Source organism: Acetomicrobium thermoterrenum DSM 13490, from assembly GCF_900107215.1.
GTDB lineage: Bacteria > Synergistota > Synergistia > Synergistales > Acetomicrobiaceae > Acetomicrobium > Acetomicrobium thermoterrenum.
Map to the genome: position 1 here is coordinate 12,457 of NZ_FNPD01000013.1, position 25,455 is coordinate 37,911.

Sequence of the window (25,455 nt, forward strand, 5' to 3'; positions counted from 1 at the left end):
AGTAGGTATGTTTTGTTATCAATGCGAACAGACAGCACAAGGGAGTGGTTGTACTAATTTTGGCGTATGTGGCAAAAGCCCCGAGGTAGCGGATCTTCAGGACCTGCTCATACACGTCGCTAAAGGTATTTCCATGTACGCTCACAGGGCGCGAGCTTTAGGTGCGTCCGACGAAGAAATCGATTCATTAGTAATAGAATCTTTATTTACTACGGTGACTAATGTTAACTTCGACGTGGATCGCATGGAACAAATGATCCGTAAGGCGGAAAAGATAAGGGAAAAGGCTCGAAATCTTTACCTCATTGCAGCAAAGGAAAAGGGAATAACGCCGGATGAGCTAAACGGGCCGGCGACATTTGAGCTGGCAAAAGACCGATCGGGACTATTAACTCAAGGAGAAAAGGTCAATCCCGAATCGCGAGCTCAGCGATGGGGAGATGTGATAGGGGGACTACACGACCTTATCTTGTTTGGCCTAAAGGGGAGCGCAGCCTACGCAGATCATGCCCAGATTTTGGGCAAAAAAAGCGAGGAGATTTATGGGGGATTTCATGCTTTCATGGACTACCTCTCCAAAGATAGCTTTACGGAAGAGGAATTATTGCAAAAGGCTATCGAATTTGGGAACTTTAATATAAAGGTAATGGAGCTTCTGGATGAAGCCAATACCGAAGCCTATGGTCATCCCGAACCTACCAAAGTAAGGGTAACCCCTGTAAAGGGAAAGGCAATACTTGTTTCCGGTCATGACTTGAGGGATTTGGATCTTCTCTTAAAACAAACGGAGGGCAAGGGCATAAGCGTCTATACTCACGGAGAGATGCTTCCTTGCTTAGCCTATCCGAAACTCAAAAAATATTCTCATCTTGTAGGAAACTATGGAAGTGCCTGGCAGAATCAGCGAAGTGAATTCGATGAATTTCCTGGTGCAATTTTGATGACGACCAACTGCATTCAAAAACCAAAGGATTCTTACAAGGATCGAATTTTTACCACAGGTCTGGTGGCTTGGCCGGGGGTACGCCACATTGGTCCCGATAAGGACTTTTCTCCCCTTATTGAGGCAGCGCTTGCCCAGCCCGGTTTCGCCGAAGATGGACCAGAACATTACATTACCATAGGTTTTGCCAGAAATACCGTGCTCTCCGTAGCCGATAAGGTCATTGATTTGGTCAAGCAGGGGAAGATCCGACACTTCTTCCTTATCGGTGGTTGCGATGGGGCAAAGCCAGGGCGTAATTATTACACTGAATTTGCAACTAGCGTACCAAATGACTGTCTTATCTTGACCTTAGCATGCGGCAAATATCGCTTCAATAAGTTGGAGTTTGGCGATATTGAGGGCATCCCGAGGTTGCTCGACATGGGGCAGTGCAACGACGCATATTCGGCTATAGTCGTAGCTAAAGCACTTGCCGATGCCTTTGAGACGGATGTCAACAGCCTTCCTTTATCGCTCATCTTATCGTGGTACGAGCAAAAGGCCGTTTGTATTTTGTTGTCCCTTATCGCCCTTGGAATCAAAAATATGCGCCTTGGCCCAACCCTTCCTGCCTTTTTAAAGCCCAAAGTGATTTCCTACTTGAGCGAAAATTTGGGTCTCAAACCTATCACTACTCCGGCAGAGGATTTAAAAGCCATACTGGGCTAAACACAAGTCACCTACTGTTCCTATACAAAAGAGGCAAGTTACTAACTTGCCTCTTTTGTATTCTTAAATAGGTATCAATTAGCGTGCCCGGATTCTTACCGTCGCCAATTACGAGAAGAATTATATCAATACTAGTGACTAAAGTGACATATATGTATTTTGTATTCTTTTATTAATGCCTATTGCAAAAATAATGCAGCGATGATAAATTGAGTGTCAATAATTGAATACATCCGAATTCGACCTTCGATTATAAAAAGTATGCTCTTATGAAAAAGGGGGTTAAGTGAAAACATTGGACAATGCAAGGAGTATTCAAGAGCGGTTCTCATTACCAAGTAGACTGCCATATAAAAACATTACTATGGCAGTACGAGAACGCTTGATGATGGAGCTTTTGTTTTCTAACAAATATGAGCCGGGTGAATGGATTAATGAATCGGTTATAGCCAATGAACTAAACATAAGCAAAGCGCCTATTAGGGAAGCCTTAAGGGAGTTAGCAGCAATTGGATTAGTGCAGATAGTACCTCACAAGGGAGCTCGTGTAACAGAATTTACAAAACGAGACATGGAAGAAATCTATACCATTAGATATATGTTAGAGGAATGCATTTTTAAGGATATTATCGTTCGGGATGCAGTAACAGAGGATGATATTAATCACCTTAATGGGATTGCTCAAAAGATGAAGATGATCGCTATGAGTGATAAGTCTAAGGAGTTAATATTGGGTAATTTTCTCGAGAAAGACCTTGAATTTCACAAATATCTTTGGCTTAAAGCGGACCTCAAATGGACAGTAAAAATGCTTTTAGATATATATCTTTTGCTCATTTTGGGAATATATAAATTTTTACTGGATGCTAACTTAACTGAAACAGCAGAATATCACTTTAGAATTATAGATTACATAAAGGCCAAGGATATTGATAAATTCAAAAAAGATAGGTCAGAAAGCTATTATGCTTTAAGAAGATGCACTAGTGATTAAAGGGGGGGTTTATTAAATGGATAAAATGACGAGCAGATTACGTAAACTTCTTTCTAGGGACCAAATACTTGTTGCGCCAGGAGCTCACGATCCTCTTGTGGCGAAGATAATCGAAAAAGAAGGTTTTGAGGCAGTGTATATGACTGGTTATGGGACCTCGGCAAGTGTGTTAGGGCAACCAGATGTCGGACTCTTGACGCAAACAGAAATGGCAATTAGAGCTGCGAACTTAGTTGAGGCAGTAAATATACCTGTCATTGCCGATGCAGATACAGGATATGGAAATGCCATTAATGTTCAACGGACCGTGCGCTTATACGAAAAAGCAGGGGTTGCCTGTATTCAACTTGAGGATCAAGTAGCTCCAAAAAAGTGTGGTCACATGCTGGGTAGGGAAATCATTTCGCAGGATGAGATGGTTGGAAAGATTAAAGCGGCCTGTGATGCCAGAGTTGATGACGACCTTATGATAATGGCAAGAACAGATGCCCGCACTAATTTTGGAATAGATGCGGCCATAGAAAGAGGCTTAGCTTACGAAGCAGCAGGTGCAGATATTATTTTTATAGAATCTCCAGAGTCTATTGAAGAAATGCAGAAGGTAACATCAAGTTTTAATGTGCCCGTGTTGGCCAATATGCTTGAACATGGGAGGACTCCGTTATTAACGGCAAAAGAACTCGAGGACCTGGGGTATGACTTAGTGATCTTCTGTGTAGCCTCTACATATGTTATCGCAAAGGCGGTTACTAAATTGATGAAGGAACTTAAAACTACGGGGACCACTGCTGGCATGCTCGACGACATGATTCCCTTTAACGAATTTAATGAGCTTGTTGGGTTGAATATTATTAGAGAGAAAGAAAAGGAATATGCTACAGGAAGGGATTAATGTAGCATTTAAGCACTAACAATATATAGTGAAGGAGGTATATTGATAATGGAGCAGATTAAAGATCCTATGAATTGGAAGGTATGGGGTAGGTTTATATTGCTATACATTTTACTTGTACCATGGTATTTCCCGAAGGGCATAGGAGAAAAATTGGTCCTCGGCATACCTCTTTGGGCTCTGTTAATTATCGTCTTTCTCGTATGTTTGGTGTTATCAATCATTGACGTTACAAGGAATCATTGGAATTTGGAAGCTTTTATTTCCAAGGAAGATAAGAGTTAGAGAGTTAAGGAGGGGATGATAAATGGTTAGCATGGTTGGTCCAATTGTTACGTTGGTTATTTCTCTGATTGTAATGCTTTACATTGGTTGGTATTCATTTAAAAAGAGACAAGCTGAGTCAATGGAAGATTATTTCCTTGCTAGTCGTACCGTAGGCACATTGGTTGTGGCCTTAAGCCTATTTGCCACACAGTATAGCGGTAACAGCATGATCGGATATACGGCAAGAGCTTACAGGATTGGCTTTCAGCAACTCGTTTTTCCTGTTTTTATGGTCATGATTCCCGTTGCTTATATGCTGTTTATACCTAGATTATATGTGCTAGCCCATAGAAGAAAATATATAACGTTAATCGATTTCTTGGAGGATAGGTTTAGATCAAAAACTCTTTGTTTTATAGCTGGTATTTTTTTATTCTGGGGAATATATGTACAATTTATCGAGCAGCTCCAGGCTAGCGGCACCCTTTTTGCTGGTTTGGGTTCCCATATACCTTATTGGAGTGGAGTAGTGATTTTAGGATCGATTATTGCCGTATATGTTGCAATAGGTGGAATGAGGGGAGCGATGCTAGCTCAAGCGATTCAGGGTGGAATAATGTTTTTGGGAATTTTGTTTTTAATTATATACAGTTGGATTCATTTTGGTGGGCTCGGCTCATCGGTCCAGAAGTTGCTGGAAATTTCTCCATCGAAGGTTCTTCCGCCCCAATCGTCGGGAGGAATACTGAATTGGGCAAGTACCATGGCGCTGGTTGGTTTAGGTGGTGCAATGTATGCACATTCTATCCAACAGCTTTTTGCGTCACGTAATGAAAACGTTTTGAAGCATTCATTAGCTAGAATGGCTGTCTTAACTTTCGTAACTCCTACAATACTTGTGTTCATCGGTGTTATAGCTGCGGCAAATATATTGGGACTTTCGGGAATGGACACAGAAAAAGTAATACCAATCATGTTGACACAAATTATGCAAAGGTCGACATTTGCTTATTGGGCTATGTCTATAGTGTTCACTGCTATTCTTATGGCTACGCTTTCAACCGCAAGCGGAGTTCTGATTTCATTAACCACCATAATCATTAGAGATTTCTATCGACGGTTTATCAACCCTAATGTTACGGACCTAAAGGCAACAAGGGTGGCTCGTTGGTTTAACTTTGTAATACTAATCGTAAGTATGATATTGGTTTTGGAACCAAAGACTACTATATGGCGACTAACGGAGATTAAGTTTGAAGGACTTTTACAAGCAGTTCCTGCAGTCCTTTTGGGTCTATATTGGTCTCGAGCAACTAAACCTGCAATAATTACCGGTATGATTGTAGGTGGAGTTGTGGCTGTAGGTATGAGTTTGTCGGGTAATCCTAGATTCCTAGGTATACATGGTGGCGTTTGGGGCATGCTTTTAAACTTCTTTATTGCAATTGCAATTAGCTTAATGACTTCGTCCAAGGAAGATGAAATACAATCATTTGGCGAAAAATTTGTTAATTTATTTAAAATGAACCAATAGTATTCAAAATGTGTTTCTTTTAATATTAATATTATAATATTTTATATAAAATTAAGATTGAATAAGACTATATATGGATTTTAACGTTTAATAAGGAGGTAATAACTAATGGGTCATAGCATAACCGAAAAAATACTTGCCGCTCATAGCGAGCAAGGAGACTTTAAACCGGGGGATATCATTGATGTAACTGTGGATATGTTACTGATGAACGATATTACCGGACCGGTGGCGGTTGAGGTCTTTGATAAGATGGGCGATGGAGAGGTTTTCGATAAGAACAAGATAGCTATAGTTTTAGACCATTTTACTCCCAATAAAGACGTGACGTCTGCTAAACAGTGCAAAACAATGCGCGATTTTGCTGCTGCAAAAGGGATCAAGCACTTTTACGATGCAGGTTATGGAATTGAACATGTCGTCTTGCCGGAAGATGGAATAGTAAAGCCCGGAGATTTGATCATAGGAGGGGACTCTCATACGGTTACCTACGGTGCTCTGGGTGCCTTTTCTACGGGAATGGGAAGTACAGATGTCGCGGGAATTATGGCTCTTGGCAAAACTTGGCTTAAGGTGCCAGAGCAAATTAAGGTCTTGTTGGTGGGCTTACCCAATAAATGGGTTTCGGGTAAAGATGTAATATTGTACGTAATATCCCTGCTGGGTACCGATGGAGCATTGGGGAAATCTCTGGAATTTGATGGTCCCGGCGCTAAACATTTAAATATGGATTCGCGTTTTTCGATTTGCAATATGGCCGTAGAGTGCGGTGCGATCAATGGGATATTTAACTTTGACGATGTAACACAAGAATATATAGAAAGTCTGGGTCTGAAGGATTTCTGTGAGTATAGAAGCGATTCCGATGCGATCTACAAAAAAGTTATAGACGTAGATTTGGGTGAACTTGAACCGATTGTAGCTATGCCGCATTTGCCTTCCAGGGGTGTACCTGTATCGGAGGTAAAGGATATTGAAATCGACCAGTCCTTCATCGGCTCCTGCACCAATGGGCGCATTACCGACTTGCGCATTGCATCAGAAATTGTCAAGGGAAAGAAAATACATCCTCGCGTCAGAGGTTTAATCGCGCCAGGCAGCAGAAAGGTCTTTGCTCAAGCTTTAAAGGAGGGGTTAATAGAAATTTTCACTGAAAGCGGGTTTACGATTTTGCCGCCAGGCTGTGGGCCTTGTTTTGGCGGACATATGGGCATACTCGCCAAGGGAGAGCGATGCGTCTCGACAACCAACAGGAATTTTGTCGGTCGTATGGGTGATAAAGGCAGTGAAGTCTATCTGGCAAATCCGGCTGTTGCAGCAGCATCGGCGATAGCAGGGAAGCTGACCCATCCTTCGGAGGTGATTTAAGTGTTTATAAGAGGTAAAGCATTGAAATACGGAGATCACGTTGATACCGATGTAATTATCCCTGGAGTTTATTTGAGTATAACCGATCCCAGGGAATTGGCTAAGCACTGCATGGAGGGTGTAGACCCCGATTTTCCGAAAAAGGTCAAAAAGGGCGATATATTAGTTGCGGGGATTAACTTTGGATGCGGATCGTCTCGAGAGCACGCTCCTATAGCCCTAAAGGAGTGTGGCGTTGGAGCAGTAGTGGCAAAGAGCTTCGCTGCCATATTTTATCGCAATGCTATAAACATTGGATTGCCCCTTGTCGAGTGTTCGGATGCCGTTGACGAAATAGACGAAAATGACGAAATAGAGATCGACATGGAGCTTGGAGAGCTTAAAAACATAACAAAGGGTAAAAGATATAAAATTACCCCCCTTCCAGAGTCAATTAAAAACATACTGGATTTAGGCGGTTTAATAGAATATGTTAAAAACGCTAAAGGAAGTGTATAAGGACAATGGATAGAATATCACACGTTAGAAAACAATTTGTAGAGATGTTGGAAAAGGAAGATATAATCATAGCCCCTGGTTGTTATGACGCGTTATCTGCGCGCATAGTTGAGGCAACGGGACATAATTGTGTGTATATGACGGGTTTTGGAACTTCTGCGAGTCTGTTGGGCCTTCCTGATATGGGTTTTATTACCATGCCCGAAATCATTGACAACGCAAGGCGTATAGCTGGAGCGGTTAATATTCCCGTTATAGCAGATGCAGATACAGGGTATGGCAATCCTTTGAACGTATATAGAACGGTAAAGGAGTACGAACGAAGCGGGGTAGCAGCGATACATATCGAAGACCAGACCTTTCCCAAGCGTTGTGGCCACTTAGAGGGAAAAGAAGTGGTCGATCCAGAGGAAATGGTTCAAAAAATAAAAGCTGCTTGTGATGCCAGGACAGATGATGATTTTAAAATAATAGCGAGAACTGATGCTAGGGCTGTCATGGGATTAGATGATGCAATTGCAAGAGCTAGAAAATATTATAAGGCTGGTGCTGACATCATATTTGTAGAATCCCCCTATACAGTAGATGAATTCAAATACATCGCAAAAGAACTTCATGGCATTCCGTTATTAGCCAACATGGCGGAGGGTGGGAAATCTCCAATGCTATCCGCCAACGAGCTACGACAAATGGGGTATAAGATCGTAATATTTCCTGTAGGCCTTCTGTTTGCTGCCTCTCAAGCAATGTACGGGTTATCTCAAGAGATTAAAGAAAAAGGGACCAATAGAGATGCTTTTGATCACATGTGGACATTTAAGCAATTTACTGATTTTATCGGGGTTCCGAAATGTAACGCTTTGTCTGAGAAATATCGCTCCAATTGATAAAAAGGCAAATTAAAAGGGACCAAAACTTCAAGTTTGGTCCCTTTTAGTAGATTTATTATTGTTGTTTCTTTGCTATCATAGCGAAAAAAATCAAAGGTACGTCGCTGTTATTTTTAATGCTGTGGGATTCTCCTTTGCGCGTGAGGAAAACATCGCCCGGATTGGCTTCGACCTCAGTTGTGCCGTCTGTAAATATGCCTCTACCCGATAATATCGCGTAGACTTCCTCATCGTCGATATGCTGATGAAACCCTATTGAAGCTCCGGGTTCTAATTCGATCCGCGATGCCATTTTTACAGCTCCTTCATCGTCCGGAATCGGAACGTAATAGAAAGACGCCTTGCCCGATCCGCCCTTCATGTTCTCGCGTACCACAACTTCATTAGACTGTTTTAATATCGCCATCATTTTCACTCCCTATTGTTTGCCAAAAGCTCTTTCAAGCAGCAGTCTTTGCTCTACGGAGGCTACGAGCCTTTTAGTGTAGGCTACGGTATCGGGATTTACGGACATGCTGTCGATGCCCTTCCGAACGAGGAATTCCGCAAATCCTGGATAAAGCGATGGCGCCTGTCCACAAATGGAACAGGTCTTGCCGTATTTGTGAGTTGCGTCAATGAGTATTTCGATCGCTTTTAGTACTGCCGGATCTTGCTCGTCGAAGTAGCCCATGCGATTAAGTATTCCCGAGTCCCTGTCGACGCCAAGGGTCAACTGCGTTAAGTCATTGCTGCCGATGCTTATGCCGTCCACTTTTTTAGCAAATTCTTCGGCAAGCATCACCACGGAAGGAACTTCAGCCATTATCCAAACCTTGAGCGATCCGCCTTGTTCTAATCCTTCAGAGGCCATGATGGCCTTCACCTTGTCCAGCTCCCAAAGGTTTCTGACGAAGGGGAGCATTACCCATGCGTTTGTAAGTCCGTATTCTTCCCTAACCTTACGAATGGCCCTGCATTCCAACCTAAACCCTTCTTCGTATTCGGGCGAAATATATCTGGAAACCCCTCTCCAACCTATCATTGGGTTGTTTTCGATCGGTTCGACCTCATCTCCGCCCTCTAAGCCCCTGAATTCGTTGGTCCTAAAATCGCTAAATCGGACAACTACCGGTCTTGGGTATATGGCTTGGGCTACTGCAGCTATTCCCTCTGCCATTCTGCTGATCAATATATCTCCTTTATTTTGCTTCACCAAGTACATGGGGTGTATGCCAACCATATCTGTGAAGATAAACTCCGTCCTCATCAAGCCAATTCCGTCAAAAGGCAATTCTTTGTATTTGTCAATTAAACCAGGCTCGCCAAGGTTCATGTATATCTTTGTGCCGGTTATCGGAGCCCATTGTTCGACGATTTCTTTGACCTTTTGTTCCGATATTCCTACGGTTGGGGTTGAAGACTTTGGTTTTTCCCCTTGCAGCTGGAGCAGTCTATCGCCTTTATATACTACACCTCTTGTTGCATCTACCGTGACTGTCATCCCGTCTTCCAGGACTTCGGTTGCATTTTGTGTGCCGACGATACAGGGAATTCCAAATTCCCTTGAAACGATTGCTGCATGACAAGTCCTTCCTCCTTCATCGGTCACGACTGCTACTGCTTTTTTCATTGCAGGAACCATGTCGGGATTTGTCATGGCAGTGACCAATATGTCGCCTTCTTGGATTTTGCCTATCTCATCGATACTTTGTATCTTTTTTACCTTGCCGACGGCGATGCCCGGAGAAGCGGCAAGACCTTTTACCAGAACTTCTGGCTCTGTTTTTGTGTCAAATTGGATCGGCTCTTCCGATTTTTGGGGTTTAAAGGTGGTTACAGGTCTTGACTGAAGGATGTAAAGCTCTCCTGTATCTCTATCGATAGCCCACTCTATATCCTGGGGGAATCCATAAACGTTTTCAATTCGCTTTCCCATGGATGCTATTTTTTTTACCTCGTCTTCGCTTAGGCAGGGTTGGGAAATGGCACCCGGTCCGAGAATGTCTTTCACATTTACGGTGGTGGTGCCTCCTCCCGATGCTTCTCTTATAACCATGACGGTTTTTTGGGAAATCCTTTCTTCTTTGATGTCAAGTGTTTTCTTGTCTATGATATATTCATCGGGGGTGACCGATCCTGACACGATAGCTTCGCCCAGGCCCCAACTTGCGTTTATCATGATTTCGTCGGAATTGTTGCTAATGGGGTTTATTGTGAACATTACCCCTGATTTAGAAGCGTTTACCATCTTTTGTACAACTACGCTCAAAAGCACGCTCATATGATCGAAACCCTTTATGTGACGATAATAAGTGGCTCTGGAGGTCCATAGAGATGCCCAGCATTTTTTGACGTGTTTAAGAAGTTCATCTTTGCCTTTAATGTGAAGGTATGTATCTTGTTGACCCGCAAAGGATGCATCTGGAAGGTCCTCTGCAGTGGCTGAGCTTCGTACCGCTACCTCCGGTTCGTTTAAGTTGATTTGCTCTGCTAAGACAGCGTATGCCCGCAGTATATCTCGTTCAACTTGTAGAGGAATATCAGTTTCGACCATTAAATTCCTTATTTTTGCGGTCTTTTCTTCTAAATCTCCTGCATCGTCGAAATTAATTTTTGAGAGTATGTCTTTAATTACTTTATTGATGTTTGATAATGTTACAAAGTCCTTATATGCTTTTGACACTATGCAAAAACCGGGCGGTACAGGGATGCTGTGATTTGTCATTTCCCCCAGGTTTGCTCCTTTGCCGCCCACCAGGGGTATGTCTTCCTTTGTAAGTTCGTCAAACCATTTTATGTAGCTAAAGGTGCCCTTTGCCATATCTTCGTCACTCCCCTTTGCAGATCTCTTTTTGTCTCGAGTATTAATATACCATATTGTGGAATGAATTATAAAGAGATGTTTATTGAATTAAGACATAAAAAGAGAGGGGATGATCCCCTCTCTTTTTATGTGCGTCAGTGCAAAGGAGCGGCTACTTTCTGTTTAAGACCTCGGCCAAGCCCTTGTAAAGAGCCCAACGTTCCTTATTGAACGCCTCGGCCTCTTTCAGAAGTTCTTCTGCTCTCTCGGGGAAGTCCCTGTGGAGCATGGCGAATCTGGTTTCTGACAACATGTAGTCTTTTAACGGTAGAGAAGGTTCCTTGCAATCTAGTTGAAAAGCCTTTCCTTCGTCTTTTAACCTTGGGTCATATCTAAACAGTATCCATTGCCCGGAATCGACAGCCATTTTTTGGTGCTCTGCTCCTCGCTTGAGATCGAACCCATGGGATATACAATGGGAGTAAGCGATGATCAGAGAAGCTCCTTCATAGGATTCTGCTTCATGGAAAGCCTTTATTGCTTGAGTCGGATTGGCGCCCATTGCGATTCTGGCTACATAGATGTTCCCATATGTAACGGCCATCAGGGCAAGATCCTTCTTACCTGTCGGTTTGCCGGCAGCTGCAAATCTTGCAGCTGCTCCCAAAGGTGTAGCCTTGGAAGCCTGGCCTCCTGTATTTGAGTAGACCTCGGTGTCAAGCACGAGGACATTGACATTTTCGCCTGTTGCGAGCACATGATCCAACCCGCCGTAACCTATGTCATATGCCCATCCGTCTCCGCCAACTATCCAAATGCTCTTTTTGACGAGATCGTCGGCAATTTGGAGAAGCTCTTTCGCTTTCATGTCGGATATATTTCGCAAAGTCTTCTTGAGTTCATCGATTCTGGCGCGTTGCTTTTTGATTCCTTCTTCGGTGCTTTGATCAGCGTTTAAAATCTCGCTTACGAGCCTGTCTCCAATTTCTCCCGCTAATTCGGTTAGAAGTTGTTTTGCCCTCGCATTTCGTGCATTTAGAGCCAGCCTCATGCCGAGTCCAAACTCAGCGTTATCTTCGAACAACGAATTGGACCAAGCCGGGCCTCTGTTTTCCCTGTTAGTTGTCCATGGAGTGGTAGGCAAATTACCACAATAAATTGATGAGCAACCAGTTGCGTTTGCTATCGTAATTCTGTCTCCGTAAAGTTGGCTGAGCAACTTAAGGTAAGGAGCTTCTCCGCAACCGGCGCAGGCTCCACAAAATTCGAAGAGAGGCTGAACCAACATCAAATCCTTTAGAGATTGAGTGTTTAATTTGTCCTTCTCGATCTCCGGCAAGGAGAGGAAATAATCCCATTTTGGAATTTCTTCCTCGCGAACTTCGATCTGACTGACCATGGAAAGGGCGTTTTTAGTGGGGTCTTCGTTTTTGCTTACAGGGCAATTTGCGACGCAACTGCCACACCCGGTGCAATCTTCCGGAGCTATTTGGATGGTAAAGGCCTGATCCTTATATTGAGGCCATTTCGCTTCGGCATATTGCCATCCTTCCGGTGCGTCCTTCAGATAGGACTTGTCGTATACTTTTGCCCTTATCGTGGCATGGGGGCAAATGAAGGTGCATCGACCGCACTGGATACATGCACTCGGATTCCACTTGGGTATTTCGACGGCTATATTGCGTTTTTCCCACTTAGAGGTACCGGAGGGGAAGGTTCCATCGTTCGGAAGCTTGCTTACGGGTAGTTTGTCCCCTTGCAGGACCATCATGGGACCGAGTACTTCCTTTACGAATTCTGGAGCTTTGTCGGATACAGCCGGTTTCACATCGAAATCGCTTGTTACCTCTCCGGGAACCTTTACTTCCTGCAGATGCTCCAAAGCGGCATCGACGGCAGCAATATTTTTGTTTACAACTGCTTCGCCGCGCTTGCCATATGTTTGTACGATAGCATTCTTTATCTTTTCCACTGCAAGATCGAAGGGGATGACCTTGCTCAAATAGAAGAAACAGGTTTGCATTATCGTGTTTATGCGCGGGCCAAGTCCTTTTTCCTTTGCGACGCTGTAGGCATCTATTACATAGAAGCGCAATTTTTTATCAAGTATTTGTCGCTGCACTGTCCGCGGCAAATGGTTCCAAACTTCCCCAGCAGGGTGGGGGCTGTTCAGAAGGAAGATGGCACCTTCCTCGGCTATGTCAAGAACGTTTAATTTTTCCGTGAAAGCAAATTGATGACATGCTACAAAGTTTGCTTTGTCAATTTGATAAGTGGACCGAATTGGATTGGGTCCAAAACGCAAGTGGGAGATGGTATATCCTCCTGCCTTTTTCGAATCGTAAACGAAGTAGCCTTGAGCGTAAAGTTCGGTTTCTTCGCCTATTATCTTTATCGAATTTTTGTTGGCCCCTACCGTGCCATCGGAACCGAGACCAAAAAAGACGGCACGAGTCGATTGCGGGTCTGCTATCCAAAAGCCTTCGTCTACTTTTAGGCTGGTATTGGCAACGTCATCTTCAATGCCAACAGTGAAATGGTTTTTGGGATAGGTTTTTTTCAGTTCGTCGAAGACCGCTTTGACCATGGCTGGAGTAAACTCCTTTGAGGATAGGCCGTATCGTCCTCCGATAAGGGTAGGATTGAAATCGGAGTCCAAAAGACCGCCACGTTTTGCTTCATATATGCCATTTACTATGTCAAGATATAGCGGTTCTCCTGCGCTACCGGATTCTTTAGTCCTGTCGAGTACCGCAATCGCTTTCACCGTTTCAGGTAATGCTTTTACGAAGTGCTCTATCGAGAAAGGTCTGTAGAGGTGAACTTTGATGATGCCCACTTTCTCTCCCCGTTTAATCAGGTATTCTACCGTCTCGTGAGCCGTTTCAGCACCGGAACCCATCAATATTATCACGCGTTCGGCGTTAGGATCGCCCACGTAATCGAAGAGGTGATACTGCCTTCCCGTCAGCCTAGCGAATTCGTCCATCGTTTCTTGCACTATCTTAGGGCAGGCCGAGTAATAAGGATTACATCCCTCTCTTGATTGGAAGAAGGAGTCGGGATTTTGTGCAGTTCCGCGAATAAAAGGATTGTCTGGAGATAGGGCACGTTTTCTGTGCTCAAGAACCATATCGTAATCTATCATTTGTCGCAAAGTATCGTCGCTTAGGTATTCGATTTTGTTTACCTCGTGTGAAGTTCTGAAGCCGTCGAAGAAATGGAGAAAGGGTACCCTGCTTTTTAGGGTGGATGCGGTAGCGATAGCAGCGAAATCGTGAGCCTCCTGTACCGAATTCGAAGCCAAAAGAGCCCATCCCGTCTGTCTGACTGCCATAACATCGCTATGATCCCCGAATATGGATAGAGCGTGAGTGGCTATAGTCCTTGCCGAGACGTGCATGGTCGCCGATGTCAGTTCTCCGGCAATTTTGTACATATTAGGGATCATGAGTAACAATCCCTGGGAAGCCGTGAAGGTCGTGGATAGGGCTCCCCCCTGAAGCGCTCCGTGGAGTGAACCTGAAGCACCGCCCTCGCTTTGCAACTCAATAACCCTGGGAACGAAGCCCCATACGTTAGGCTCTCCCTTGGCCGCCCATTCATCGGCATGTTCGCCCATTGGAGAAGAGGGCGTAATGGGATATATGGCGGCAATTTCGGACAGCCTGTAAGCTGTTGATGCGGCTGCTTCGTTACCATCGATAGTAACATATTTTACAGACATTGCATGAACCTCCTTGATTATGAAGTAAATTGCTCTAGAGTATAGATCAAATTGATATTTTTATCTCAAAAATATTATACACACAATTCAGTCATTTTGATATATCATTTTACCAAACGGTATGAAATGTCGCAAACCAAAAATGACCGCAAATATATATTTTGGAAGAGGAGTGAAATGTGATTCTTTTTGATCGCAGGAAAAGCGGAATATTGCTTCATTTGACATCTCTGCCCTCCGGTTGGGGTACTGGCGATATGGGGCCAATGGCGTATAGCTTCGTAGATTTGCTTGAAAAACTTGGCCAATCCATTTGGCAAATTTTACCATTGAATCCCACAGACGGTATTTACGGTTATTCGCCCTACAGCTCCATTTCGGCCTTTGCGGGTAACCCCATGCTTGTAAGTCCAGAGATGTTGGTTCAGGATAAATTTTTGGACGAGTGGGAGCTTTCCCATAAATTTGCGGACTCGGGGGCAAAATTCGAGGAGGCTTCTGCCGTTCGTGATAATATGTTTGGCAAGGCATTGGAGAAGTTTATTCCGGACGACGATTTCCAAAAATTTTGCAATGACAATGCATGGTGGCTCGAAGATTTTAGTCTATACAAGGCCATTAAATCCAAATTTAAACTACCATGGTATTTCTGGCCAGAACAATTAAAGAGACGGGAGCCTGAGGAGATTGAAAAATCAAAAAAAGAATTAGCCAAAAAGATATACAGAGAAAAGTTCGTTCAATATATATTTTTCAAACAGTGGAAGAGGCTTCGTGAATATGCCAACTCCAAAGGCATTGAGATATTTGGCGACATGCCTTTGTACGTAGCTCACGACAGCGCAGACGTGTGGGCCAATCAGGATATATTTTGCCTGGGAGAAGACGGGATGCCCATTGAAGTTGCAGGCGTTCCCCCCGATTATTTCAGTTCGACAGGCCAGTATTGGGGGAACCCTCTTTATAGGTGGGACGTCATCGAAAGCAATGGATTTGACTGGTGGATAAAGAGAGTCAAACATGCTTTGGATTTATACGATATAGTAAGAATTGATCATTTCAGAGGATTGATAGGCTATTGGGCAATTCCCTTCGGTCAACCTAATGCAGTCAACGGAAAGTGGCTTAAAGGGCCTGCGGAGAAACTTATATCTGCCTTGAACAATAGTTTGGGAGAGCTCCCAATAATTGCAGAGGATCTTGGAGACATAACTGATGACGTTCGAGATTTTATGGCGGCTCACGACATACCCGGCATGAGGGTTTTGCTTTTTGGATTAGACAATCCGCAAGAGAACATTCATACTCCCTATCATTATGTAAAACGTTGTGTTGCCTATACGGGAACTCAGGATAACAATACATCTTTAGGGTGGTATTTAGAAGAGGCGTCTAGCCGGGAAATTAGGAATTTGATCCTGCTTTTGGGGCGTAAGACCGGCGCCGGTTCGATTGCCCGGGACCTGATCAGGTTGATTGAACTCTCAGTAGCAGAGTTGGTTATAATTCCCTATCAAGATATACTGGGGTTAGGTTCTTTTGCTCGAATAAATAAGCCTGCAAGCAGCGATGGAAATTGGCAATGGCGAATGAATGAAAAAATGATGAGTCTTCCGGTGTTAAAATGGTTTAAAGAGATCACGGAGTTTGCTGGTAGGCATTAGCCGATTGACAAATGGAGGTGAGATAATGCGAGAAGATCGCATCATGACCGATGTAGGAACCAACGAATGGCAGGTGGTGGTGTTTTCTTTAGGTGATCAAAGTTTCGCGATAAATGTCGACAAGACCAGGGAAATTTTGCGATGGACAGGTGTTCGGCCAGTCCCTAAGTCACACCCTGCAATGCTTGGAATTACAACTGTCAGAGGCGAGGTAATCCCCCTGATCGACTTGAGGATTTATTTAAACATTACGTCCGCAGTTCCTCAAGAGCAGAGCAAGGTAATAGTGACGGAATTTAATCTGATGAAGCTTGGGTTTGTTGTAGACGGCGTGGAGAGAATTTATAGAATCCATTCCGAAGAGTTGGATTCAACTTTAACTGGGACTTTTTTAGGAGAAAACGTATTGTACGTCATTAAAAGGGAGGACAGAAATATACTTCTGTTGGATTATGAAAGAATAGTACAAGTTGTAAATCCGGAGCTCGCGGGACAATATGCTGTGGATTCTTCTAAAATGCATAACATGGTTTCCGAATTGGGGGATTTGGATAAATACAAAATTTTGGTAGTAGAGGATTCGCCTCTAATTAGAAGAATGATCCAGGATGTATTGGCTAAAGGCGGTTTTCATAATGTTGAAGCCGTATCTCACGGCAAAGCTGCTTGGGACAGACTGTCCGATGAAGGAGAGAACTTCGATCTGGTCATAACCGATATAGAGATGCCAAAGATGGATGGTTTGACGTTGACGAAAAAAATTAAAGAAGACGAGCGTTTTCGACAGATACCTGTAATTGTTTTCTCTTCTATCATGGCCGAAGACATCAAAAGAAAAGCTCAAAGCGTAGGAGCAGACGGTCAAATCACGAAACCCGAGATTGACCAATTAATAGTCAGTGTCGGTAAGTTATTGAAAAGAAGGGAGGTTAAAACGGAGAGAGCATGAAGTTGTTACCTCAATGGGATAAAATTGTCAGCTTTGAAGTGCCCATGTGGACCCCTTACGGGCTCGATTACAGGCCGGTGTCCTTTATTGGTGGTGCAGACCGTTTTTTGAAGGACATAGCTTTTTTCGCTATGGAACTTGAGAGCGAATTTATATATTTGAAAGGAATCAGGTTTGGAGAAGTCGGGGTTGTTACATACGATAAAACCATAGATCCCGGTAGAGATATGGTCTTTCCTCCACTCGGTTTTATTATGATTTTTTCTTATTCCAGGGCGATGGAAAAATTAATTTCCTCTTTCTTGAAGGACGACGAAGATATGGAAGCGGGCATATGTTTTTGCGATCTATTGGATAGACAGATGCGTTTGGGAGGATATAAGGCAATTGCCATAATGAGCAATAATCCTTTTTTTGACGATGAGGAATTTTTGGAGAACTTTGTCCGGGAGCTGTCTAAAGGTGTCGAGAACAAGACTCCTTCATCCATGACGTTCTTTGCAGAAAAGTTCGGCTATAGAAGGTTTTTCATTCCCTACGAGACGGATAATATCACTGATCTTGCCATATCCGGCATATTTAATAATTTCGAAATAGCAGAGACTGCGTCCATGTTAGGTTCTGTTGACCACCGGCAATTCCGCTAAAAGGGCGAAGTTTATTGCATGTTAATACCTTAATTTGGAAAGGAGAGTTTGCTATGGTTGAATTGACGAGAGAGGCGGCATACGATCTTCTCGCAATGCACAATCGGGACGAAAGCCATATTAAGCATGCCCTAGCGGTTGAGGCAGCAATGAAATATTTTGCAAGGCTTTATGGAGAAGACGAAAATTTATGGGGTATTGTTGGACTGCTTCACGATTTGGATTGGGAGGAATGTCCCGAAGAACATCCAAAAAGGGGAGCGGAATGGCTCAGGGAAGTCGGATATCCCGATTATGTCGTGCGAGGTGTGTTGGCCCATGCATGGGAGATAACGGGAGTTGAACCTGACAATTTGATGGAAAAGGTCATCTATGCCATCGACGAGCTTACGGGGTTCGTTATTGCCGTTGCGTTGGTCAGGCCGAGCCGTTCGCTTTCGGATTTGACGACCAAGTCGGTTATGAAAAAATGGAAAGATAAGGCTTTTGCTAAGGGGGTAAACAGAGAAGTTATTCAAAAAGGGGCTGGTCTCCTTGATATGCCATTGAACGAGTTAATAGATCATGTCATAAAGGCATTGCGCCCGATCGAAAGGGAACTGGGGTTGGGCTAGTTTGAGAATTTTGGTTTGTGCCGACTGGCATGCCGGCGCTCGCACTTGGGGCGTTGATAGGCTGGAAGAAACCATATCTGCCCTATCTCAGATGTATGAAGCAGCCCGGGATTTCAAAGTAGACGCCTTGTTTGTGCTTGGCGATATCTTTCACAGCTTCAGATATCCGGGAGAAGAAGTGGTAATGCCTATTGCTAATTTTTTCTCCAGCGTTTTGTCTCTTCCGTGGAAACCCACGGTTTATTTATTGAAGGGAAATCACGATTGGAACGGAATCAAAATATGGGAGCTCTTTCAAAGCGATGGGCGGTTTGTTTTTGTCGATGAGGTGACTTATGCGAATATAGGTGATTTCCTTATATTTTTATTGCCTTATTTACGAAAACATGATTGTCCCAAAGAGGAAGAATTGGATGAGTTCTTAAAGTCCTGTTGGAAAGGTGCTCCAAAAGCAAATATGCGTTTATGTTTTGCCCATATGGCCGTAGAAGATACTGTTCCAAACCTCTCCGAGTTAACCCTTTCAAAAGATGTCTTAAAAGACCTGGAAATAGATTTGACAATATGCGGACATATACATCGTCACGGAAGGGTTTCTGAAGAAACCCTTCCGATTTATTATGCGGGCTCTCCCTTGCGGTTGGACTTTTCTGAGGAAGGGCATTGTACGGGCCTTTACATCATTGACGAGAAAGGAAATATCGAAGATATTCCGATAAACAGCAAAGAACTAATCACTTTGCGCTACGACGACGAAGAAGAAGCCTTTAAATCCCTATCGACCTCATCGCAATTGATCCCGCGTGATGCTTATCTTAGGGTTATTGTTAATAGATCCTCTTTGCCTATATCGCAACTTCTGGATAAATGCAGAAACCTGGGAGGAGAGCAGATAGTCGTGGTCGCCGTAAATGAAGGCATGATTTCTGAAATCAGCTCGCCTCAAGACCCCTTCGATATAATTCGGTTATGGAAACATTACATCGAGAGCCAAGAAGAAAATGAATCGACTTTGTTGATTTTAAAAAAAATTGGAGAAAAACTTCTTTCGGGCAAAGATCCTTCGACGATGTGGAATGAGATCAAGTCCTATTTTGAAGCGGGTGAAAGGTATTGAGACTTTTGGAGTTGAAAGTAAGAAACATCCTGGGATTGAGGGAAGCCAGCATCAAGTTCGACCCTGGAGCGGTTGCAATAGTCGGGCCAAATGGAGCGGGCAAAAGTTCAATATTGGATTCCCTTGTTTTGGCTTTATTTGGTTCTCCTACTCCGGTTAGAGTGGTAAACAACCTTAATGTCATCAGGATGGGCTCCTCTGAAGGTCGTGTTATCTGTACTTTCGTTAAAAATGGTGAAGTTTACAGGATAACGAGGAAGTTTAAAGGCCCAAAGGGACAACAAGAGGCGCTGCTGGAAAAAGGTGGCGATGACGGTGGAAAGTGGGATGTTATAGCATCTAACGTTAAAGAAGTTAATGGATGTATTGCAAAAGTCCTATCGCCCTTTGCTGATAGCATGGGTGATGCCAATTTAAGTAAATTGCGCGATGCCTTTATATCCACCGTATTTGTGCCTCAAGGGATGGTTACAAAATTCGTGGATGTATCGCCAGGCGAGAGGTGGCAGATTTTAACTGCCTCTTTGGGATTGGAGAGCGAAAGCAAGCTACAAGAAAAGGTTAGAAGAATCGTTCAGATTGCTACGGCCGAAATTGAAAATGTAAAAGGGTCCCTTCAAAAGGTAGAAGATTTTTTAAATAAGCTGCCAACCGAGGAAGAGATACGTCGCGATTTAAAGAGCGTGGGTCGAAATCTGAAAAGTGTGCAAGACAGGTTGGTTGCCTTTAAAAAGTCTATCGATACAAAAAATAAATTAGTTGAGCTTGAAGAGCAAATAAAACGCCTTTCATCCGAACATGAAGAGGCATCTGCTTTGTATAAAAATATTTACGATGAATACAGACTTTATGAGGCTAATCAAGCTTTAAAAGGCTTGATTTCAGTGTCAAAGCACTATAGAGAGTTAAATGAAAAAATTAATTCTTTGGAGTCTAATATTCAATACATCAATAAAAAAATTGAGCCTAAAATCATGGAAGTAAACAAACTAAGAGTTGCCTATAAAAATATTTATTTAAAGATGCAAAATATCAATAAGTATGCACAACATAAAGATGAAGCGTTAAAATTATTGGATTTGGCCGAAGGTATAAAATTTTGCAAGGCAGAAATTGAGCTTATCGAAGCGGATATCGCAAAGAACAATAAAAGCCTGGACGAACTTTCGAAAAGAAGGCGAAGATTATATAGACAAAAGCTTGAGAGAAGCCTGTGCGACGTTATTCAAGAACATAAAAATATAGCCCATACTATGGTGCGTACTCTCGAGGCGATTAGAAGCCGGTTAATAGATTGGGTAAAGCAGCTAGCGCCGGATGGAGCTGTAGATTTCGAGCGCTTTAAGGGTGTTGGAGCTATCGAGGTTGCCAGGTCGCTGGTTTTTTCCGATCTGGGAGAGGCTTTGTCTGAGTGGGGAAAGGCCAAGAATCGAACTTTGACTCTTTTACAAGAGGGCAGGAGGTTGAGGGAAGAGATCAGGTCTCTCGGTTTCGAGGCGCCTCGATCTGAATTGTCCGTTAGAGAAATAGATGCCCTTCTTGGTGAATTGGAAGACAATATTAGAAAGCAAGAGTTAAAAAAACACCAGCTCATGGGATCCCTGGAGAAAAATTTGAAGGACATGAAGAAAATGTGCCAAGTTGCAAAAAACCTCGAGGAAGTTCTTGGCGGACTTTTGCCGGAAGATGTAGTAAAAGCTGCAAAAGAGAGGGAAAGGTTTTTAAAGGAGTTGGAAGAAATCCGCAACAAAGGCGATTCTCTCAACTCGGAGATCGAGGAATTAAAAGAGAAAAAAAGAAAATTAGAAGGAGAATTGGCACAAGCAGAATGGCAACGGGAGAATGCGAAAAATGCACTGCGGGATGCTGCTGAGAACTTCAGAGAGTTATGCCGTAAACACGGATTGACTCAAAAAGACAAAACTAAGTTAATGTACCGCGACGGTATGACTCATTGTAGTAAAGAAGAAGTGGAAGACGCTAGACGCCGCCTAGATTTATCGCGCGATCTCCTGTCCCGTGCTAAAGTTGAATTTCGAGACTTTAAGCTTAAATTCGAAACGACCCTTCCGCCGTTGGAAACGTTAACAAATCGTAAGCAGGAGCTGGAAGAAGAGGAAGAAAGGCTGAAGAGCGTTTTGAACGAACTGCAATACAATCTCAGACAGAAAGAAGGACTCGAAAAAGAAAAAGGGCAGATGAAAGAAAAATACAATGTAATAAGCCAAGCTTTCGATGTTGCAATCAAACTGCAAAAATATACAGATGGCAGAAATTTTGTGCGTTTTTTGAGCGACACCATACTTGGGGAATTACTCAGCGCTGTGAACAAAAACCTTTCTTTTAAAGGATTTTCTTTAGTCGCAGAAAGGGGGAACCTTTACGTAACAAGCGGAGGCTACAGGCGCGATGCCGCCAGTTTGTCCGGCGGGGAAAGGGCCATGGTCTCATTGATGATGTTGAGACATCTTGCGAACAGGGTAGGTTTCAAACAAATCTTATTCATAGACGAAGGCCTTGCTATGTTAGATGATGGGAATCTAGAGATGATGATGGAACTCTTCGACAATTTAGGTAAAGAAGCCTTTGTCGGTGTAATAACTCACGATATGGATTTTGCTTCCCTCTTTCCAAGGCGCATTGAGGTGGAAAAAGGGGTTGTTTCTATGATAAAGCGCTAACGCCTAACTGAAGACATCTCCCAAAGGATTAGAAGTTAAAGAATTCGAAAATTAAATCTCTTCGCTATCCAGTAACTGCCACTCAATGCCCTGGGGAGTGATATGGTAGCGCAGCAATATATAACCGCCGATATGCCCATCTTCGATGTAGGCTAAACACCACTTTGGCCCGACAAACCAAACCCGACTTTTGTCATAAAGTCCAAATGTTCCTCCCAGCACGCCCTGCCATGGGAAAAGTTCCTTTCTTTTAGCCAGTTCGTCTATTACTGCCTCTTTGGAGATGCCCTCGGGCCATGAGGCGGCAGGAGGGACCATGGCAATCATTGTATTGTAGCTTTTCTCTAAAGTTGTGAGGTTTTGTTTCGTTCGGCGAAGTTCCACTCCCAAATAGACGGTTAAAACTACCATTACCATTAAAAGACATGCCAACAGTTTTTTTGAATTCAACAAATTCACCCCCTTCGTATGATACACCAGAAAATTACATGGAGACAACGATAAGCATCTTTACGTAATCCCAAGTGGTTATAGTTGTATAAAATAAACATGTAGGTTATTTATATATTACGAAAGTCTAAATGGAGGTGAAATAGAGTGGTCATAAAAGTTGTATTGGCAGACGATCACCCGTTAACGAGAGAGGGTTTTAAATCTTATTTGGAGAACAGGGAGAACATAAAACTTGTAGGAGAAGCTTCCGATGGTGAAAGTGCCTTGAACGTGATAAAAGACCAACTTCCAGATGTTGCTCTCATAGATATACGAATGCCCGGGATCGACGGAGTTACTCTAGTCAGACAAATAAGACAGGAGGAGCTGAGGGTTGCCTGCTTAATGCTCACTTCCTACGATGCCCAGCAATACGTGCTGGCTTCCTTGAGGGCTGGTGCAAAAGGGTACATTTTAAAAACGGCGTCACCCGAAGAGCTTCTGAGAGCTATCGAGATCGTGGCATCTCAAGGGGTTTATCTGGATAAAGAGGTGGCTGCTGCCGTCGAAGAACCCGGTTTTACTCCGGAATCGCTTTCTCCCAGGGAGAGGGAAGTTTTGTTGCTGGCTGGCAGAGGTGAATCTAGTAAAGAAATAGCCTCAAAACTATATATAAGTGAACGGACAGTTCAGACCCACTTAGCGTCAATATATGACAAGCTTGGTGCGCGCAATAAAACCGAAGCTTTGTTGTTGGCTTTGAAATATGGCGTTGTTACCTTGGAGGAACTGTTGGAATAATGAAAAAGCACCTGCTCTTGATCCTCACTTTGTTGATATTAATTCCCTCCGTCGCCATCTTAGTCGTAACCGGTTGGGGTGTCGTTGAGCATGAAAAGGCAATGAAAAACATTGCCGAGTCATATGTTTTGGATTTAGCGCAATCGGTCGCTATCCAGGTGGACAGACCCCGCTTCATGCGCCGTAATTTAATGATATCGCGATCTCTTGAATCCTTTGCGTTGGACATATCTTTGCCAGGTTGGGTAGCCTTAGTGGATGAAAACGGCAATTTATTGGCGGCATCTTCCCGGGCGCAGGATGTGCTTCCTCAGCTGTGGCAGGGGGGGATACCAGTTGGCAGGGCAATACTTGTCAGGGGACCTTTTGGAGATAATTACACTATAGCAGCCATCCCCACTTCTCAGGGGTGGTATGTGATTGCAGCTGTGGCATGGTCTCAGCTTTTAGGGCCGATGGTTCGCTTTTCTCACCTGTGGCCGGTAGCCGTGGGATTGCTAGCTATTGCTGGGGTGTGTGCGGCATGGGCTTTCTGGAGATGGTTGATAATGCCTTTGCTTTCCCTCGAATCCGAGGTTAGTTCCTTGAAATGGGGGAAGGACCTTCCAAAAAAAGACGATCCGGTTGCAGTTAAGGAGATTCGAAGGCTCAGGAAAGTGTTGTATCAGCTGGCCCAGACGGCAAGGGAAAGGGAGGAGCTTACTCAAAGATATGTTTCTGACATGGTAAGGGTTCAAGAGGAGGAAAGGACCAAGCTTGCTAGGGAAATACATGACGGTCCACTCCAGGATGTCACAGCCTTATTACAGAGGATATTGCTTTTGAAGCGTGAAAATTGGAGTGATAAGGCTAAAAAATACATAGAAATAGCCGAGGAGAGTGCGACAGAAGCAGTTAAGGAATTGAGGGGATTATGCGATAGTCTCTCGCCTCCGTGGTTGGACTTGGGGCTGTCGCAGGCATTGACGGAGCTTACTGATCGACTAGCGCGAGTTTACGGAGTTAAGATACATTTAGAGACTTCTGAGCTTCCGGAAGTGGATAAAGATACAATTCTTGCTTTCTTCAGGATAACTCAAGAGGCAATCAACAATGCAGTCAAACACGGTCATGCAGATAACGTCTGGATAAAGCTCTTTTATGAGGGCAAATCCTTAATTCTTAGTATTGAAGACGACGGATGCGGTTTTGATTTTGAAGGGGATACAGAAGTCTTAAGGGTGAAAGGGCACAGAGGGATAGCGAATATGATAGAGAGAATGCACCTGGTTGGAGGCAGTATAGATATCACCACCTCGCGCGGCAAGGGCACGGCGGTAGTTTGTAGGGTCTCACTTCCCTTTGTTGGCGAAGAAGCCTCCGGTGACGCTTTTGACGTCTGATATGTATATGAAACCCAACCCTTTGACCATATTCAAGACGATGTTGATTTTTTTTCTCTCGCAGACTATTTTAAGAATCATTCTTTTGCCGTATTTTCCTTCCCCCTGAAGCACTGTTGTTCCATATCCGGCTTCCCTTAGGCTTTCTACCCTCTCGGCAATCAGGGGACTGCTTTCAGCTATAACTTCGACCAGTGCATATCCTGAGAGCATCTTCTCTTCCAACATAGATCCTATATAGTTACCGGCGGCAAAACCTCCGGCGTAGAAGACGAGCTCAATCATGCTCAATTGTCCGCCTCCCAGAACTATCGACAGGGCAATCATATATATGCACACTTCGCAGAAACCAATCATAGCCGCTTTTAATCTCATGCCGCGGACTAACAACAGAATTCGCATAGTTCCTATCGAGACATCGGCTATCCGTGCGAAAAAGATGAAAAATAGACCCAAGATGGTAGTCACAATTTATCGCTCCCCATGTTTTAAAGATATGGTAGTTATAAAGCAGGCGAGATGATATATTATTATAAGTTATTGTAAGGGATTTTGCGTC

General features: G+C 43.6%; 21 protein-coding genes. 16 read left to right on the plus strand and 5 right to left on the minus strand.

The features are described 5' to 3' along the window. Window positions 1-7: 7 nt before the first annotated feature. From hcp to BLU12_RS09190, 8 genes are all read left to right on the plus strand, one after another. A complete protein-coding gene (gene hcp / locus BLU12_RS09155) occupies window positions 8-1,654 on the plus strand; it encodes a hydroxylamine reductase (RefSeq protein WP_091462266.1) in 1,647 nt (548 codons plus the stop codon). 295 nt (window positions 1,655-1,949) lie between these two features. Beyond that, entirely contained in the window at window positions 1,950-2,648 is a 699-nt protein-coding gene (locus tag BLU12_RS09160) for a GntR family transcriptional regulator (RefSeq protein WP_234945601.1), read from the plus strand. Window positions 2,649-2,664: 16 nt separating this feature from the next. Continuing rightward, window positions 2,665-3,540 carry an isocitrate lyase/PEP mutase family protein gene (locus BLU12_RS09165; RefSeq protein ID WP_091462267.1) on the plus strand — a complete coding sequence of 292 codons (876 nt, stop codon included), beginning with the start codon at window positions 2,665-2,667 and terminating at the stop codon, window positions 3,538-3,540. A gap of 48 nt (window positions 3,541-3,588) precedes the next feature. Next, window positions 3,589-3,825, plus strand: coding sequence for a hypothetical protein (locus BLU12_RS09170; RefSeq protein ID WP_091462269.1), 237 nt, complete (start codon window positions 3,589-3,591; stop codon window positions 3,823-3,825). A 22-nt stretch (window positions 3,826-3,847) separates the two neighbouring features. Further along, window positions 3,848-5,341, plus strand: a complete 1,494-nt coding sequence (locus tag BLU12_RS09175; protein WP_091462270.1) for a sodium:solute symporter family protein — start codon at window positions 3,848-3,850, stop codon at window positions 5,339-5,341. 108 nt (window positions 5,342-5,449) lie between these two features. Beyond that, complete coding sequence (locus BLU12_RS09180) at window positions 5,450-6,709, plus strand: 3-isopropylmalate dehydratase large subunit (protein WP_091462272.1); 1,260 nt, start codon at window positions 5,450-5,452, stop codon at window positions 6,707-6,709. Continuing rightward, window positions 6,710-7,207: a 3-isopropylmalate dehydratase small subunit gene (locus tag BLU12_RS09185; protein ID WP_091462273.1), complete on the plus strand. Its 498-nt coding sequence runs from the start codon at window positions 6,710-6,712 to the stop codon at window positions 7,205-7,207. 5 nt (window positions 7,208-7,212) lie between these two features. Further along, entirely contained in the window at window positions 7,213-8,094 is an 882-nt protein-coding gene (locus BLU12_RS09190) for an isocitrate lyase/PEP mutase family protein (RefSeq protein ID WP_091462275.1), read from the plus strand. A 58-nt stretch (window positions 8,095-8,152) separates the two neighbouring features. On the opposite strand, the gene BLU12_RS09195 is transcribed toward BLU12_RS09190, so the two are convergent. The 3 genes from BLU12_RS09195 to nifJ all read right to left on the minus strand — a co-directional run bounded on the left by BLU12_RS09195 (window position 8,153) and on the right by nifJ (window position 14,609). Next, entirely contained in the window at window positions 8,153-8,503 is a 351-nt protein-coding gene (locus BLU12_RS09195) for a cupin domain-containing protein (protein ID WP_091462277.1), read from the minus strand. A gap of 12 nt (window positions 8,504-8,515) precedes the next feature. After that, a complete protein-coding gene (gene ppsA / locus BLU12_RS09200) occupies window positions 8,516-10,900 on the minus strand; it encodes a phosphoenolpyruvate synthase (protein ID WP_091462278.1) in 2,385 nt (794 codons plus the stop codon). A gap of 154 nt (window positions 10,901-11,054) precedes the next feature. After that, window positions 11,055-14,609 carry a pyruvate:ferredoxin (flavodoxin) oxidoreductase gene (gene nifJ, locus BLU12_RS09205; protein ID WP_091462280.1) on the minus strand — a complete coding sequence of 1,185 codons (3,555 nt, stop codon included), beginning with the start codon at window positions 14,607-14,609 and terminating at the stop codon, window positions 11,055-11,057. Between the two features lie 179 nt (window positions 14,610-14,788). Between nifJ and malQ the strand changes: the two genes are divergently transcribed. From malQ to BLU12_RS09235, 6 genes are read left to right on the plus strand one after another with little or no spacing between them, the layout of a single operon-like run. Then, on the plus strand, window positions 14,789-16,273 hold the full coding sequence (gene malQ / locus BLU12_RS09210) for a 4-alpha-glucanotransferase (protein WP_091462282.1): 1,485 nt from the start codon (window positions 14,789-14,791) through the stop codon (window positions 16,271-16,273). A gap of 25 nt (window positions 16,274-16,298) precedes the next feature. Beyond that, window positions 16,299-17,222, plus strand: a complete 924-nt coding sequence (locus BLU12_RS09215; protein WP_009201923.1) for a chemotaxis protein CheV — start codon at window positions 16,299-16,301, stop codon at window positions 17,220-17,222. Beyond that, window positions 17,219-17,869, plus strand: a complete 651-nt coding sequence (locus BLU12_RS09220; protein WP_091462283.1) for a hypothetical protein — start codon at window positions 17,219-17,221, stop codon at window positions 17,867-17,869. Before BLU12_RS09215 ends, BLU12_RS09220 begins: the two co-directional genes overlap by 4 nt. 53 nt (window positions 17,870-17,922) lie before the next feature. Further along, window positions 17,923-18,483, plus strand: a complete 561-nt coding sequence (locus tag BLU12_RS09225; RefSeq protein WP_091462286.1) for an HDIG domain-containing metalloprotein — start codon at window positions 17,923-17,925, stop codon at window positions 18,481-18,483. Window position 18,484: 1 nt separating this feature from the next. After that, window positions 18,485-19,600 carry a metallophosphoesterase family protein gene (locus BLU12_RS09230; RefSeq protein ID WP_234945602.1) on the plus strand — a complete coding sequence of 372 codons (1,116 nt, stop codon included), beginning with the start codon at window positions 18,485-18,487 and terminating at the stop codon, window positions 19,598-19,600. Then, a complete protein-coding gene (locus BLU12_RS09235) occupies window positions 19,597-22,281 on the plus strand; it encodes an AAA family ATPase (RefSeq protein WP_091462288.1) in 2,685 nt (894 codons plus the stop codon). Before BLU12_RS09230 ends, BLU12_RS09235 begins: the two co-directional genes overlap by 4 nt. Before the next feature lie 51 nt (window positions 22,282-22,332). Here the strand turns inward: BLU12_RS09235 and BLU12_RS09240 are convergent, their stop codons facing one another. Continuing rightward, window positions 22,333-22,731 carry a hypothetical protein gene (locus BLU12_RS09240; protein WP_234945603.1) on the minus strand — a complete coding sequence of 133 codons (399 nt, stop codon included), beginning with the start codon at window positions 22,729-22,731 and terminating at the stop codon, window positions 22,333-22,335. 147 nt (window positions 22,732-22,878) lie between these two features. Between BLU12_RS09240 and BLU12_RS09245 the strand changes: the two genes are divergently transcribed. Together BLU12_RS09245 and BLU12_RS09250 are read left to right on the plus strand one after the other, a co-directional pair. Continuing rightward, window positions 22,879-23,514, plus strand: a complete 636-nt coding sequence (locus BLU12_RS09245) for a response regulator transcription factor (protein ID WP_091462290.1) — start codon at window positions 22,879-22,881, stop codon at window positions 23,512-23,514. Then, window positions 23,514-24,896, plus strand: coding sequence for a sensor histidine kinase (locus tag BLU12_RS09250; RefSeq protein ID WP_091462291.1), 1,383 nt, complete (start codon window positions 23,514-23,516; stop codon window positions 24,894-24,896). The genes BLU12_RS09245 and BLU12_RS09250 overlap by 1 nt, the downstream gene beginning before the upstream one ends. Here BLU12_RS09250 and BLU12_RS09255 read toward each other — a convergent pair. Continuing rightward, window positions 24,846-25,364, minus strand: a complete 519-nt coding sequence (locus tag BLU12_RS09255) for a DUF2179 domain-containing protein (RefSeq protein WP_091462294.1) — start codon at window positions 25,362-25,364, stop codon at window positions 24,846-24,848. The two genes, BLU12_RS09250 and BLU12_RS09255, sit on opposite strands and share 51 nt — an antisense overlap. Between the last annotated feature and the right edge of the window lie 91 nt (window positions 25,365-25,455).

Excerpts from the sequence above, each read along its gene's own strand:
- BLU12_RS09175 (WP_091462270.1), top strand. The coding sequence starts at position 3,848 with ATGGTTAGCATGGTTGGTCCAATTGTTACGTTGGTTATTTCTCTGATT.
- BLU12_RS09195 (WP_091462277.1), bottom strand. The coding sequence starts at position 8,503 with ATGGCGATATTAAAACAGTCTAATGAAGTTGTGGTACGCGAGAACATG.
- nifJ (WP_091462280.1), bottom strand. The coding sequence starts at position 14,609 with ATGTCTGTAAAATATGTTACTATCGATGGTAACGAAGCAGCCGCATCA.
- BLU12_RS09220 (WP_091462283.1), top strand. The coding sequence starts at position 17,219 with ATGAAGTTGTTACCTCAATGGGATAAAATTGTCAGCTTTGAAGTGCCC.
- BLU12_RS09180 (WP_091462272.1), top strand. The coding sequence starts at position 5,450 with ATGGGTCATAGCATAACCGAAAAAATACTTGCCGCTCATAGCGAGCAA.
- BLU12_RS09215 (WP_009201923.1), top strand. The coding sequence starts at position 16,299 with ATGCGAGAAGATCGCATCATGACCGATGTAGGAACCAACGAATGGCAG.
- ppsA (WP_091462278.1), bottom strand. The coding sequence starts at position 10,900 with ATGGCAAAGGGCACCTTTAGCTACATAAAATGGTTTGACGAACTTACA.
- hcp (WP_091462266.1), top strand. The coding sequence starts at position 8 with ATGTTTTGTTATCAATGCGAACAGACAGCACAAGGGAGTGGTTGTACT.
- BLU12_RS09250 (WP_091462291.1), top strand. The coding sequence starts at position 23,514 with ATGAAAAAGCACCTGCTCTTGATCCTCACTTTGTTGATATTAATTCCC.
- BLU12_RS09170 (WP_091462269.1), top strand. The coding sequence starts at position 3,589 with ATGGAGCAGATTAAAGATCCTATGAATTGGAAGGTATGGGGTAGGTTT.
- BLU12_RS09225 (WP_091462286.1), top strand. The coding sequence starts at position 17,923 with ATGGTTGAATTGACGAGAGAGGCGGCATACGATCTTCTCGCAATGCAC.
- BLU12_RS09190 (WP_091462275.1), top strand. The coding sequence starts at position 7,213 with ATGGATAGAATATCACACGTTAGAAAACAATTTGTAGAGATGTTGGAA.
- BLU12_RS09165 (WP_091462267.1), top strand. The coding sequence starts at position 2,665 with ATGGATAAAATGACGAGCAGATTACGTAAACTTCTTTCTAGGGACCAA.